Source organism: Kitasatospora sp. NPDC048662 (genome assembly GCF_055587065.1).
In genome coordinates this window covers 18,469-31,111 of the sequence record NZ_JBVJHA010000003.1, presented here as the reverse complement: position 1 = coordinate 31,111, position 12,643 = coordinate 18,469, and the positions used below count along the sequence as shown (strand labels likewise).

Here is a 12,643-nt window from a genome sequence, read left to right as displayed (position 1 = left end):
CTCCGGGGAAACCATCATGGACGCGTCGACCGGCCACGTCGCCGGGCCGCTGCACAGAGATTCGCGAGGTGGCTTGTGACCGCGCCCAACGCCCAACACTCCGCCCCCGAACCACAGTTCGGCGGCACCCCGGTCCACCAGCGGCTGCTCGCCCTCGCCCCCGAACTCGCCACCGAGGTCACCGCCCGCCTGCTGGACCGCCTGCCCGCCTACCACGCGCTGCCGCCCGAACAGCTCCGCGGCGAGATCACCCGCCAGCTCGAACGCGGGATCCGGGCCTTCGCCGACGTCCTGCGCACCGGGCGGCCGCCCGGCGAGGACGAACTCGCCCGCATCCGCGAGTCGTCCGCGCGACGGGCGGACGAAGGCGTCCCGCTGGAGTCCGTGGTCGGCGCGTACCATCTCGGCGCGCAACTGTGCGCCGCCCGCCTGCTCACCGCGGCCGAACCCGCCGACCTGCCCGACATCGTCACCGCGCAGGACCGCCTGCTCGGCTACCTCCGGCTCGTCAGCTGCGCCGTCGCCGCGGGCTACGTGCAGGAACGGCAGGCCGCGCTCGGCGACGAACAGGTCGCCCGACAGGCCCTGCTCTCCCGCCTGCTGGAGGGCGGCGACCCGCGCGCCGCCGCCGACCGGGCCGGCATCCGGCTCCCCGCCCGCTACGTCGTGCTCTCCCTCGCCATCGGCCCGCACCCCGACGAGTCCCGCCCCGGCGTCAACCGCTCGGTCGCCGCCCGGCGCAAACTTCGGCGCCTGCGCGCCGAGTTGGAGCGCCGCCAGCCGGACGGCGTCCCGCTCGCCGCACTGGCCGCCGACGGGGGAACAGTGCTGCTGCCCACCACCGGACCGTTCGACCGCGACGCCCTGACCGCCCAGCTCGACCGCCTCGCCCGGGCCTGCGGCGCACCCCTCGTCGCCGCCGCGACCACCGCGCCACCCTCGGCGGTGGCCGACGCCGTCCAACTCGCCACCGAGATCCGGCTGGTCGCCGAGACCACCGGCCGCGGACCCGGACTGCACCTGCTCGACGACGTCCTGCTCGAATACCAGCTCAGCCGCCCCGGCCCCGCCCGCGACACCCTCGCCGCGATCCTCGCCCCGCTCACCGACCGCCCCGAACTCCTCACCACCCTCCGCACCTTCCTCGCCTGCGGCCTCGACCGCCGCCGCACCGCCACCCGCCTCCTCGTCCACCCCAACACCGTCGACTACCGCCTCCGCCGCACCGCCACCCTCACCGGCCTCAACCCCGCCCGCCCACCCGACCTCCTCACCCTCCACGCCGCCCTCACCGCCCACGACACAGCAGCGCTCTGACGCAACCGCACTGCGAGCGCTGCGCGCGAGGCGGTGGGAACGAGAGGTGGGGGCGAGGCGGTGGGGGCGAGAGGCTGGGGGCGCGAGGGTGGGGGCGCGAGGGTGGGGGCGCGAGGGTGGGGGCGAGGCACAAGCGCTGCGCGCGGCCAGGTGCGGAAGAACGACGGCGCGAGCGCTGCGCGCGGCCAGCACGCGAGAACCGCAGCGCGGTGCGCGAGGCGGTGGGGCGAGGCAAAGCGCTGCGCGCGGCCGGGCACGCGAGAACCGCAGCACGGCCCGTGCCAGGCGCCGCGCACGACAGCGCGGGTGGCACGGGCGCTGCGCGACCCACGGAGAGGGACCGCCCGCCCGATCGCCGCGCGCGGCCGGGGCACGGACGAACGACGGGGCAAGCGCTGCACGCGGCCAGGCACGGACGAACGACGGGGCAAGCGCTGCACGCGGCCAGGCACGGACGAACGACGGGGGCAAGCGCTGCACGCGGCCAGGCACGGACGAACGACGGGGGCAAGCGCTGCACGCGGCCAGGCACGGACGAACGACGGGGCGAGCGCTGCACGCGGCCACCACGCGAGAACCGCTGCACGGCCGCTACGAGGCGCTGCGCGCGACAGTGCGGGTGGCACCAGCCTGCGGGCGAGACGGTGGGGCGAGGCATAGCGCTGCGCGCGGCCAGGCACGGACGAACGGCGAGGCGAGCGCTGCGCGCGGCCAGCACGCGAGAACCGCTGCACGGCCGCTACGAGGCGCTGCGCGCGACAGTACGGGTGGCACCGGCGCTGCGCGACCCACGGAGAGGGGCCGCCGTCCGATCGCCGCGCGCGGCCGGGCACCGACGAAGGACGGGGCGAGCGCTGCGCGCGGCCAGCACGCGAGAACCGCCGTACGGCCCGTACCAGGCGCTGCGCGCGACAGCGCGGGTGGTCCCACGGGGAGGGTCTGTCGTCCGCTCGCTGCGCGCGGGCCGCAGGGCGAGGCTGTGCGCGATGCTGCCGCCCGGGTTGTCGGCTGTGGTGTCAGGCTGTCGCGGTGACGCCCGCCACGGCGAGGAGGAGGATCGCGGAGATCGCGGAGAGGCGGCGGGCGGCGGTGGGGGTGGTGGTGAGGCGGGTGGCGAGGCGGGCGGTGGTGAGGGCCACGGCGGTGTAGACGGCGGCGCAGCAGAGGACGTTGATGGCGCCGAGGGTGGCGACCTGGGCGCCGACGGGGAGGGTGGTGCCGGGGGTGACGAACTGGGGGACGAGGGAGAGGTAGAGCAGCAGGCCCTTGGGATTGAGCAGGGCGGTCAGGAGGGATTGGCGCAGGACGACGCGGGTGGGCTGGGGGCGGGCGGCGGCGAGGGCCGCCTCGCGGCCGCTCCGGCGCAGGGTGAGGAGCATGGTGATGGCGAGGAACGCGAGGTAGCCCGCGCCGGCCAGGCGCAGGACGGGCAGCAGTCCGGGCAGGGCCCCGAGCGCGGCGGCGAGGCCCGCGGCGGAGAGCAGGGTGTGCACGCCGTAGCCCGCGCAGACGCCGGCGACGGCGGTGAGGGCGGCGGTCCGGCCCTGGCCGAGGCCGCGGGCGGCGATGTAGAGCCAGTCCGGTCCGGGGGTGCAGACCAGCAGCAGGTCCACGCCGAGGAAGAGCAGCAGGGCATGCGGGTCCATGGCACCTTCGGTTTCGGGTTCAGGAGGTTCGGGGTGACGTCCTGGACGCTATCCGTCGGGCGCTGGCAGCCGATGTCCCGTTTTCGCTGGTCAGCCCACTTGTGGGGCAGAATGTTGCGCCATGGACCGCCTCGACCGCAGAATCCTCCACGAGCTCCAGCAGGACGGCCGGCTCACCAACGCCGAACTCGCCGACCGGGTCGGGCTGACGCCGTCGCCGTGCCTGCGCCGGGTGCGGCAGCTGGAGCAGCAGGGGGTGATCCGCGGCTATCGCGCGCAGCTCGATCCGGTGGCGGTCGGGTGCGGGTTCCAGCCGTTCGTGACGGTGGTGATGCGGCACGAGGACCGGTCCACCGTCGCCGAGTTCGAGCGTCGGGTCGCGGAGCTGCCGGAGGTGGTCGAGGCGCACCGGCTGTTCGGCGACCCGGACTACCTGCTGCGGGTCGCGGTGGCGGACCTGGCCGCGTACGAGCGTTTCGTCACCGATGTGCTGTCCGGCCTGCCGGGCATCGCGCAGGTGCACTCGCACCTGACGATGAAGCAGGTGAAGGCCGACCGGGGCATTCCGGTCCAGCGGGGGTGACCGGCCGGTCGGCGGCGGCCTCGGCGGGGGTAACCGGTCAGTCGGCGGCGGCCTCGGCGGAGGTGACCGGCCGGTCGGCGGCGGCCTCGGTGGGTGGGACGGGGTCGAGGCGGCGCAGGGAGTGGAAGTGCGCGACCGTCGGCGGGTGCTCCAGTTCGCGGAGTTCGTCCTCGGACCAGACCGGGCGGATCCGCCACATCGGGCCGGCGTAGGCGCGCAGGGCTTCCTCGTCGCGCCAGCGGGTGATCATCTGGACGCGGTGGTCGTCGTCGACCAGGGCGCACAGCAGTTCACCGCCGAGGAAGCCGTCCCAGCGGTCGAAGCCGGGCAACACGGTGGAGGCGAGCCGGGCGCAGAACTCCTCGACCCGGAGTGGGGAGACCTGGGCCTCCCAGATTCGAATGATCATCTCGGCCTCCTCGGCTGATCCCGGGCCCTGCTGACCATTATCGGACCTGACCGTGTTCCGACAGCTCGGCACGGTGCGGAACCGTTCGGACCGCCGCCGATTGCCGCCCGAACCGCGCGGGCCAAGACTCGGCGGTGGACCCGTACGGCGAGAGGAGCCCGACATGGCGGTCTGCGTGGTGTGCCAGAACGACTACTGGCTGTCCTTCGAGATCAAGACGATCACCGGCGACACCTACGTCTTCGACAGTTTCGAGTGCGCGATGGAGAAGCTGGCCCCGCGCTGCGAGCAGTGCACGGTGCGGATCGTCGGCAAGGGCGTCGAGGTCGCCGGCCGGTTCTTCTGCGGCGCCAACTGCGCCCGCGCGAACAGCGTGCTCGGCGCGGAGGTCCGCGACGCGGTGGGGAGCCACCCGAGCTGACCTGCGGGGACGTCACCACGGGCGGTCACCGGCGAGGTGGCCGCCCGTTCTGCTGCCCGAAGGCCCGGCGGCGTCAGAAGGTGAAGCGCAGGGCGCGGACCCGGTGGTCGAACGAGGACGGGACGAGCTCCGGCTCGGCGGTGGAGCGGATCCCGGGCAGCCGGGTGAACAGTTCCCGCAGCAGGGTGCGCATCTCCTGGCGGGCCAGGTGGGCGCCCAGGCAGAAGTGCGGGCCACCGCCGCCGAAACCGAGGTGCGGGTTGGGCGAGCGGGTGATGTCGAAGGCGTCCGCGCGGTCGAACACCGTCTCGTCGCGGTTGGCGGAACCGTAGAACAGCACCACCTTGTCGCCCGCCGCGAGCCGGATCCCGGAGAGCTTGTGATCGACGGCGACGGTACGGCGGAACTGCACGATCGGCGTCGAGTGCCGGACGATCTCCTCCACCGCGCCGCCCAGGTGCGCGTCCAGGTCGCCGAGCAGCAAGTCGCGCTGCTCGGGGTGGACGGTCAGCAGGTGCAGGCCGTGGGCGAGCGCGTTGCGGGTGGTCTCGACGCCGGCGACCAGCAGCAGCGAGAAGAACGCGCCCAGTTCGCGCGAGCCCAGCCGACGGCCGTCCACGTCGGCGGTGACCAGCGCGGAGATCAGGTCGCCGGTGGGACGGCGGCGCCGCTCCCGGCCCAGCGCGGCCACCGTCAGGTGCATCGCGGCCAGCGCGTGCAGCCCCCGGCCGGGCACCCGAAGCCCCCGCCGGGTGACGCCCGCCGGCGCGGAGGCCCGGTTGATCCGGGCCAGGATGGCGCGGCGCTGCGCCTCGGGGATGCCCATCATCGAGCAGATCACCTGGTACGGGAGTTCCCCGGCGACGGCCGCGACGAAGTCGGTGGGGCGTTCGCGCTCCACCCGGTCCACCAGGCGGGCGGCGGTCCGCGCGATGTCCTGCTCGACCTCGGCGAGCAGCCGGGGCGTGAACGCCCGGCCGACCACCCGGCGCAGATCGGCGTGCCGGGGGTCGTCCAGGTTGACCATCGAGTCACCGAACACCGCCCGCACCCAGCGGGCGGGCTCCGGCGACGTCACCCCCGGCCCCGAGAGGTACACCTCGGGCGACCGGCTGGCGGTCATCACATCGGCGTGCCGGACCAGCGCCCAGCAGCGCCGCCCCGTCGCCCGGTCGGTGAAGGCCACCGGCCCCGGGCGCTCCCGCAGGCGACCGAACGCCTCGGCGCGCAACTTCTCGGGCAGCCGCCAGAACGCGGGGTCGCCCAGGTCAATGCCGCGCGGGGCGGCGTCCACGGATACGGGCATGGGGACGTTATCGCGCAGTCGGTGACGCTACGTCAAATCGCCGAACACGTTCGGTGAGAATTCGGTCAGCCCTGCCGGGGGTCCGAGGGGTACGGCTGCTGGTACGGGTTCTGCGGGTGCGACTGCTGGTAGGGGTTCTGGGGGGTCGGCTGCTGGTACGGGTTCTGGGGGTACGGCTGCTGGTACGGGTTCTGCTGGTAGGGGTTCTGCGGGTACGGCTGCGGCTGGTACGGATCCGCCGGGTAGCCGTCCGGGCCGTCCGCAGGGCTGTCGTCCGGGCTGTCGGCGGGCTCGGACTCCTCGTGCGGCGCGATCTCGCGGGCCAGCAGCGTCGCGCCGGCCACCGCGCCGGGCATCGCCAGCACGGTCAGCACCGGAATCAGGAACAGCAGCACCAGTCCGGCGCCGAAGCCGACCGCCATCGACATCCGGGAGCGCAGCAGGCGCAGCCGCTGCTTCTGCGACAGGCCGCGCTTCTGCAGGGGCGTGCCGGTGAGTTCGACGGTCATGAAGAACCCGGAGACGCAGATTCCGATCACCGGGACCACGGTCTGGCCGACCACGGGGATGAACCCGCACAGGAACAGCAGGATGCCGAAGCCGGCGGCGCGCAGCAGGACCGCCAGGCTGTCCCGGGCGGCCATCCACAGTTCGCGCCACAGCGGCAGCTCGGGGCCCTGCGGGCCGCCGCCCTCGCTCTCCTCGACCTTCGCGGACAGCGACTCGTAGAACGGCTCGCCGATCAGCAGCGTCACCGCCGTGAAGGTCAGCATGGCCAGCAGTCCGCCCATGCCGACCGCCGCCGCACCGACGGCGATCCGGACGGTGTCCCGCCACACCTCGGACCAGTGGTCGGCGAACGGTGTCGCCCAGGCCGCCAGGTCGCCCGCGTAGGCGATCAGCACGGCCAGTGCGGCCAGGTATCCGACCAGGGTGATCAGCGCCGGGATCATCCCGAAGCCCCACCAGCGGCCGTGCCGCGCCACCCATCGCTGCCCGTTGAACAGGAATCTCAGTCCCGCCCCGAAATCTCGCATGCCCGCACCTTAAAGGAACCGTCAAATCGCCTGGGCACCCGGCCGGTCCGAATCCTGCGCCACTCCGGCCGCACTCCGCCCGACGGTTACGCCCCGCCCCGCAGCTGTACGGCCCACCGCCGGCGGCTCGCCCGGACGAGTTGGCGGGGCGTCGGACGGGACCGCCGCGGCCGGGGCATCGTGATCGTTGTCATGCCGCCCACCGGGTTCTCCCGGCCCGCGCGGGTCACGTGGGTTGACGGTCCCCGTCAATCGGGGAAGGCGGGGGAATCCGGGAAGGCGACGGCGGGCGGAAGTGCGCCGGGGGCGCGCGAAGGCAGGGGTCTGCGCTCTCGACGGGTGCCGGACGGCGGGCCCATCCTCGACCGTGCACGCCTGCCCCGTGCGCCTCGACCCGTTCGCCTCGACCCGCGTGAAGGAGCCTTCGTGGAGCGCCAGTTGGACAACCGGACGCCCTCGCTCAACCGCCCGCTGGAGTGCCCGGTCAACCACCCGGTGCTCGTCCTGGACCCCACCGGGCGGGCCCGCGACGCGGAGAGCGCCGAGCTGATCGCGCGCGGCCCCGTCACGCCTGCCGACATCCTCGGGGTGCAGGTGTGGGCCGTGTCCGACCCCGACCTGCTGGAGGACCTGCTCAAGGACCCGCGGATCGCCAAGAACGCCCAGCGGCACTGGCCCGACTACGAGCCGGTCGCGGCCGGCTGGCCACTGGCCCTGTGGGTGACGGCCCGCAACATGTTCTCGGCCGACGGCGAGGACCACCGCCGCCTGCGCCGCCTGGTGAGCGCGGCCTTCACCCCCCGCCAGGTCGCCGCACTCGCCGACCGCATCGAGGACATGACGGCCACGCTGCTCGACACGATCGCCACCGCCGGCGCCGAGGGGACGCCGGTGGACCTGCGGGAACACCTGGCCCGCCCGCTGCCGATCCTGGTCATCGCCCACCTGCTCGGCCTGCCCGACGAACTGCGCGACGGCTTCCGCCACCACGTCGACGGGGTCTTCGACACCACCCTCGGCCCGGAGGATTCCGCCGCCAACAATCAGGCGTTCTACACGGTGATCGCCTCACTGATCGCCGCCAAACGCGAGCACCCCGGCGAGGACATGACCTCCCTGCTGATCGCCGCCCGCGACACCGAGGGCGACGGCAGCGCCCTCACCGAGGAAGAACTGCTCGGCACCGTCCTGCTGGTGGTCTCCGCCGGCTACGAAACCACCGTCAACCTGATCGACAACGCCATCGCCCTGCTGCTCACCCACCCCGACCAACTCGCCCTGGTCCGCACCGGCAAGGCCGGCTGGGACGACGTGGTCGAGGAATCCCTGCGCCGCGAGGCCCCCGTCGCCCACCTGCCGCTGCGCTTCGCCCTGGAGGACATCCCGCTGCCCGGCGGCGTGACCATCCACCGCGGCGAGGCCATCCTCGCCTCCTACGCCGCCGCCGGCCGCCACCCGACCCGCCACGGCGACACCGCCACCCTCTTCGACGTCACCCGCGCCATCAAGGACCACCTCGCCTTCGGCCACGGCCCCCACTTCTGCCTCGGCGCCCCCCTCGCCCGCCTGGAGGCGCGCACCGCCCTCCGCACCCTCTTCGACCGCTTCCCGCACCTGACCCTCGCCCCCGGCATGGAACTGGAGCCGGTCGACTCCCTGATCTCCAACGGCCACCACACCCTGCCCACCCTCCTGGAAGGACCGGGCCGGCCCTAGCCAAGGACGGAGGGCGTCCAGCACCGGGACAGCGAGGATCTGCACGCGAGACGTCCTCCCGCCGGGTTGGTGCCGGGCCGGAGGGGAGGACGGGCGGGTGACCTTGAGTATCGACCTCCTCGCCGCAGTCCTCCGCTGACCTGCAGGACTCGATCGGCCCCGGACCGGCCGCCACGAGCGACGAGGCCCCAGCCCAGAAGCTGAAGCCCCGTCACGGCAGACACTGTTCGCGGTGCTAGTTGACCTTGACCGCCCTCCAGGCCGCGGCCACCGCGTCGCGCTCCGGGTAGCCGTACAGGTCGAGCGCCGCATTGAGCGTCGCGGCACGGGCGGATTTGTAGGTGCTGTTGGGCACGAGGTAGTTCACCAGCGCCCGGTACCAGATCGCGGCGGCCTTGGTCCGGCCGATGCCGGTGAGCGTCGAACCGTCGGCCGTCGGGCTGTTGTAGCTCACACCGTTGATCACCTTCGCGCCGCTGCCCTCGGCCAGCAGGTAGAACCAATGGTTGGCGGGGCCCGAGGAGTAGTGCGGGTCCAGGTCGCCGATGCCCTGGTACCAGTAGTCCGGCGAGCCACCGGCCTTGGAGGGCTTGTCCATGTAGCCGATCGGGGTGCCGTTGCCGTTGATGTCGAGCTTCTCGCCGATGAGGTAGTCCGGCGGGTCGGCCGGCAGGTTGGCGTACCACTCGACCATGGTCCCGAAGATGTCCGAGCTGGCCTCGTTGAGGCCGGCGGCCTCGCCGGTGTCCCCCAGTGCGGCGGTGACCGTGTTGAGACCGTGGGCCATTTCGTGGCCGGTCACGTCCAGCGCGGTCATCGGGCGGGTGTTGGAGGGGCCGTCGCCGTAGGTCAGGCAGAAGCAGTAGTCGTCCCAGAAGGCGTTGATGAAGTTGGTTCCGTAGTGGACGCGGTTGTAGGTGCCGGTACCGTCGTTGCGGATGCCGTTGCGGCCGAAGGTGTTCTTGAAGTAGTCCCAGGTCGCGGCGGCGCCGAACTGGGCGTCCACGGCGGCCGACTGGCGGTTGGACGGGAGGCCGTTGCCCCAGACGTTGGTGGTGCTGGTGAACAGCGGGGTGCCGGGCACGCCCATGTCGATGGTGTACAGGTTGCCCCGGGTGGGGTCCTTCAGCTGGTAGGTCCCGGTCTGCGTGGTGGTCAGGGTGACGGCCCCGACCCGGACGCCGGTGCCGGTGCCCGTCGCGATCGCGGTCCGAATGGCGTCGCCACTGTCGAGGACCGCGCCGGTGGCCGCATCCGTGATCAGCCGCTCACGGCTGGGGGTGCCGTCGGCACGCACACCCTCCACCACGGTCCGGTAGGCCAGGCGCTGGGTGTCGCCGACGGCCCAGACCACCAACTGCGCCTCGCCGGTGGCACCGACCTGCGCGAGCGCCGCCCCCTGCCGGTCGGCCGCCACCCCGAGCGTGGCGCGGACCGCGTCGGTCGCCCCGGCGGCGGCCTGGTCGGCGGAGAGCTTCGGGAGGAGGCTCGGCAGCGACAGCTGCCCGGCGAAGTCCCGGTCGACCGAGCTGATCGAACCGTTGGCCCGCTGATGCACCACCAGGTCGCCGCCGACGACGGGCAGGCCCGCGAAGGTCCGCTCGTAGCGCAGGTGACGGTCGCCGTTGGCATCCAGTACGGCGTCCTTGACGATCAAGCGTTCCTGGCCGCCCAGCGCGAGTGCCCTGGCAACCGGGGCGGCCTCGGCCCCGGCCAGGGAGAGCAGGGCCTCGCGCTGCTGCCCCACCGACGGCACGCCCGCCTGCGCGGGGGCGGGGACGGCGGCGGCCTGAACGGCGCCCGCCAGCAGAACGGTGGCGGAGAGTACGGCTCCAACTGTCAGCTTTCGCTTCACGTGCCGGGTCCCTTCCACGAAACCGCAGGTGCGCGGTCGCGCCGCGCACCGGGGCACCGGGCTTGGCACCGTGGGGCGGTACGGGCGCTGACGTGCTGCTCCCGCGCGGTTCCCGGCGGCCCGTCAGGGTGGGGGACGGCCGCCGAGCAGGAGTTGGGCAGAAGCATGACAATGCGGAGAGCGAAATGACAGGCTCGCTCCGCATATTGGCCGGGTTCCGCCACCAAGCCGAAGGGGGCCCTCCACGTGCCGGTCATGTCCCGCTATCGCCCCGTTCGCCACGCTGGCGGGATCCCGCCAGCGGCCACCCCCTTGCCGCCTCCCGCACGGCCTGCTATCGCCGTCGTCCGCGTCGGGACACATCGGCCACCCGGGCGGGCGGGCCCGGCCAACTCCGGGCAGGAGATGTCGCTTTCAGGACTCCGACCGGCTTCGCGCCGGCAGGAAATGGCAAGCAGTCGGTTCGCCCGGTGCACCATGATGACGGCATGGACGATCAGACCCTCGAATGGGTGACCCTCTTCCACTACGAGAACCTTCCCGGCTGCCCGCGGCCAGGCCGGCTGACGGCGGTTTGACTGCGGGACCGAGGTATCGACTGGTACCCGTTCGCCGACGACGAGGTCAGGGTCGATCTGATGTGCGGCGTCCGCGAGGACGGGCACTGGCACGGCACGATCGTTGTCCGCTTCCGCGCCGACGCGCTCCTGCGGCTCGGCCTGCATCCCGATCAGCCGACCTCGGCACCGGCGGACCCGCTGCCCCCGAAGTGGTGGGGGCCATGGTCCCGGTGAGCTCCGACACCTGACGCACCGTCAACGTCCCTCCCCTCCCCACCCCTCCGAACACTCGATCGAGCGAAGAACGCTGCGGTCGCGGTGGGCGCGCGCGGGAGGGGGTAGACCGGACGCGGACGAGAGGAGGTGGCCGGTGGGCGGTCAGATCGCGGTGGAGCAGGCACGGGAGTGGCTCGCGGTTGCGGTGGCGGAGGCGCAACTCGGGCTGGCCGAGGGTGGGATCCCGATCGGGGCAGCGCTGTTCGGCGTGGACGGGGAGCTGCTCGGGCGGGGGCACAACCGCCGGGTTCAGGACGGCGATCCGTCGATGCACGCCGAGACGGCCGCATTCCGCGCCGCCGGCCGCCTGCGCGGGTACGGGGACACGGTGATGGTCACCACGCTCTCGCCGTGCTGGTACTGCTCGGGTCTGGTACGGCAGTTCGGGATCGGGCACGTGGTGATCGGCGAGTCGGTCACGTTCACCGGCGGTCACCACTGGCTTGCCGAGCACGGCACCGGAATCACCCTGCTGGACGACCCACGGTGCGTACGCATGATGACGGAGTTCGTCACGGCCCGACCAGACCTCTGGCAGGAGGACATCGGCGCATGACGCGAAACGCTCACCGGCGGCCGGCACCGCCGACATGTTCAACAACATCGACCTGCCGCACCCACCGCACCACTCACCCCCGAAACGACCGTGCCCGCCGCTGCGCGAACTCGCACAACGACGGGCACGGAAAGGGTTCTTGGTGGTACTGGTACGTCAGCCCCGGACGGAGGCCACCGCCGCCCCCAGAGCCTCCTTGATTCGCGGGCCGAGCCGGGCGAACCCGAGCTCCTTCATCGCCGCGCGCAGCAGCTCGTCGTCACTGCGCTCGGTCCCGTCCGCATCGAACCACGCCACCAGCGCGACCAATTCCTCGGCCGAGTACCCGGTGATCGGCTTGCCCGGCGTCAACTCCGGCTTGACCGACCCCGACTCGGAAACCACCTCGGCAACAGTCTCCGCGACGACCTCGGCCGCAGCCTCGGCAACGGGCTCGGCGACCGGCTCAGCGACCGGCTCAGCGACCGGCTCAGCCTCAACGACAGACTGCTCGACGACCGGCTCCGGCTCAACGTCCGCCTCGGCAACCGCCTCAACGGCGGGCTCCACGACCGCCTCAACCTCGGCAACCGACTCAGCCTCAACTTCGGCCGCCACCACGGGCCCCGGCTCAACCTCGGCCGCAGCCTCGACAACCGGCTCAACCTCGGCCTCGACAGCAACCGCCGCGGCCGGCTCGGCCTCGGCGACAACCTCCGCCTCGGCCTCCGGCTCCTCAACAGCAACCGGCTCAGCCTCAACCTCGACCGCAGCCTCCGCAACCGGCTCAACCTCAGCGACAACCTCGACCTCGGCCTCCGGCTCCTCAACAGCAACCGGCTCAGCCTCAACCTCGACCGCAGCCTCCGCAACCGGCTCAACCTCAGCGACAACCTCCGCCTCGGCCTCCGGCTCCTCAACAGCAACCGGCTCAGCCTCAACCTCGACCGCAGCCTCCGCAACCGGCTCAACCTCAGCGACA

Annotated in this window: 11 protein-coding genes; 5 read left to right on the top strand and 6 right to left on the bottom strand. The window is 72.9% G+C overall.

The genetic code is table 11. The features are described 5' to 3' along the window. The first annotated feature begins 75 nt into the window (after nt 1-75). Entirely contained in the window at nt 76-1,317 is a 1,242-nt protein-coding gene (locus tag ACZ6R9_RS10660) for a PucR family transcriptional regulator (protein WP_465537759.1), read from the top strand. 1,016 nt (nt 1,318-2,333) lie between these two features. On the opposite strand, the gene ACZ6R9_RS10655 is transcribed toward ACZ6R9_RS10660, so the two are convergent. Next, nucleotides 2,334-2,963 carry a LysE family translocator gene (locus ACZ6R9_RS10655; RefSeq protein WP_465537757.1) on the bottom strand — a complete coding sequence of 210 codons (630 nt, stop codon included), beginning with the start codon at nt 2,961-2,963 and terminating at the stop codon, nt 2,334-2,336. 121 nt (nt 2,964-3,084) lie between these two features. On the opposite strand from ACZ6R9_RS10655, the gene ACZ6R9_RS10650 reads away from it, so the two are divergent. Continuing rightward, a complete protein-coding gene (locus ACZ6R9_RS10650) occupies nt 3,085-3,546 on the top strand; it encodes an Lrp/AsnC family transcriptional regulator (RefSeq protein ID WP_380488495.1) in 462 nt (153 codons plus the stop codon). 37 nt (nt 3,547-3,583) lie between these two features. Here ACZ6R9_RS10650 and ACZ6R9_RS10645 read toward each other — a convergent pair whose 3' ends face one another. After that, on the bottom strand, nt 3,584-3,955 hold the full coding sequence (locus ACZ6R9_RS10645; RefSeq protein WP_380488494.1) for an antibiotic biosynthesis monooxygenase family protein: 372 nt from the start codon (nt 3,953-3,955) through the stop codon (nt 3,584-3,586). Nucleotides 3,956-4,118: 163 nt separating this feature from the next. On the opposite strand from ACZ6R9_RS10645, the gene ACZ6R9_RS10640 reads away from it, so the two are divergent. Further along, nucleotides 4,119-4,376: a Prokaryotic metallothionein gene (locus tag ACZ6R9_RS10640; protein ID WP_380488492.1), complete on the top strand. Its 258-nt coding sequence runs from the start codon at nt 4,119-4,121 to the stop codon at nt 4,374-4,376. A 73-nt stretch (nt 4,377-4,449) separates the two neighbouring features. On the opposite strand, the gene ACZ6R9_RS10635 is transcribed toward ACZ6R9_RS10640, so the two are convergent. Both ACZ6R9_RS10635 and ACZ6R9_RS10630 read right to left on the bottom strand, forming a co-directional pair. Beyond that, nucleotides 4,450-5,682, bottom strand: a complete 1,233-nt coding sequence (locus ACZ6R9_RS10635) for a cytochrome P450 (protein WP_465537754.1) — start codon at nt 5,680-5,682, stop codon at nt 4,450-4,452. Nucleotides 5,683-5,747: 65 nt separating this feature from the next. Further along, nucleotides 5,748-6,719 carry an EI24 domain-containing protein gene (locus ACZ6R9_RS10630; RefSeq protein ID WP_380488490.1) on the bottom strand — a complete coding sequence of 324 codons (972 nt, stop codon included), beginning with the start codon at nt 6,717-6,719 and terminating at the stop codon, nt 5,748-5,750. Between the two features lie 471 nt (nt 6,720-7,190). Here ACZ6R9_RS10630 and ACZ6R9_RS10625 point away from each other — a divergent pair, with 471 nt between their 5' ends. Continuing rightward, complete coding sequence (locus tag ACZ6R9_RS10625) at nt 7,191-8,435, top strand: cytochrome P450 family protein (RefSeq protein WP_465538255.1); 1,245 nt, start codon at nt 7,191-7,193, stop codon at nt 8,433-8,435. A gap of 235 nt (nt 8,436-8,670) precedes the next feature. Here ACZ6R9_RS10625 and ACZ6R9_RS10620 read toward each other — a convergent pair whose 3' ends face one another. Then, entirely contained in the window at nt 8,671-10,290 is a 1,620-nt protein-coding gene (locus tag ACZ6R9_RS10620; RefSeq protein WP_465537751.1) for a M4 family metallopeptidase, read from the bottom strand. A gap of 930 nt (nt 10,291-11,220) precedes the next feature. Between ACZ6R9_RS10620 and ACZ6R9_RS10615 the strand changes: the two genes are divergently transcribed. Beyond that, nucleotides 11,221-11,682, top strand: coding sequence for a nucleoside deaminase (locus ACZ6R9_RS10615; RefSeq protein ID WP_465537749.1), 462 nt, complete (start codon nt 11,221-11,223; stop codon nt 11,680-11,682). Nucleotides 11,683-11,838: 156 nt separating this feature from the next. Here the strand turns inward: ACZ6R9_RS10615 and ACZ6R9_RS10610 are convergent. Continuing rightward, the coding region (locus ACZ6R9_RS10610; protein ID WP_465537747.1) for a hypothetical protein at nt 11,839-12,643 on the bottom strand (805 nt) is incomplete at its 5' end.

Bases quoted from the DNA above. Each gene is read 5' to 3' on its own strand.
- ACZ6R9_RS10655 (WP_465537757.1), bottom strand. From the start codon at position 2,963: ATGGACCCGCATGCCCTGCTGCTCTTCCTCGGCGTGGACCTGCTGCTG.
- ACZ6R9_RS10650 (WP_380488495.1), top strand. From the start codon at position 3,085: ATGGACCGCCTCGACCGCAGAATCCTCCACGAGCTCCAGCAGGACGGC.
- ACZ6R9_RS10645 (WP_380488494.1), bottom strand. From the start codon at position 3,955: ATGATCATTCGAATCTGGGAGGCCCAGGTCTCCCCACTCCGGGTCGAG.
- ACZ6R9_RS10640 (WP_380488492.1), top strand. From the start codon at position 4,119: ATGGCGGTCTGCGTGGTGTGCCAGAACGACTACTGGCTGTCCTTCGAG.
- ACZ6R9_RS10635 (WP_465537754.1), bottom strand. From the start codon at position 5,682: ATGCCCGTATCCGTGGACGCCGCCCCGCGCGGCATTGACCTGGGCGAC.
- ACZ6R9_RS10630 (WP_380488490.1), bottom strand. From the start codon at position 6,719: ATGCGAGATTTCGGGGCGGGACTGAGATTCCTGTTCAACGGGCAGCGA.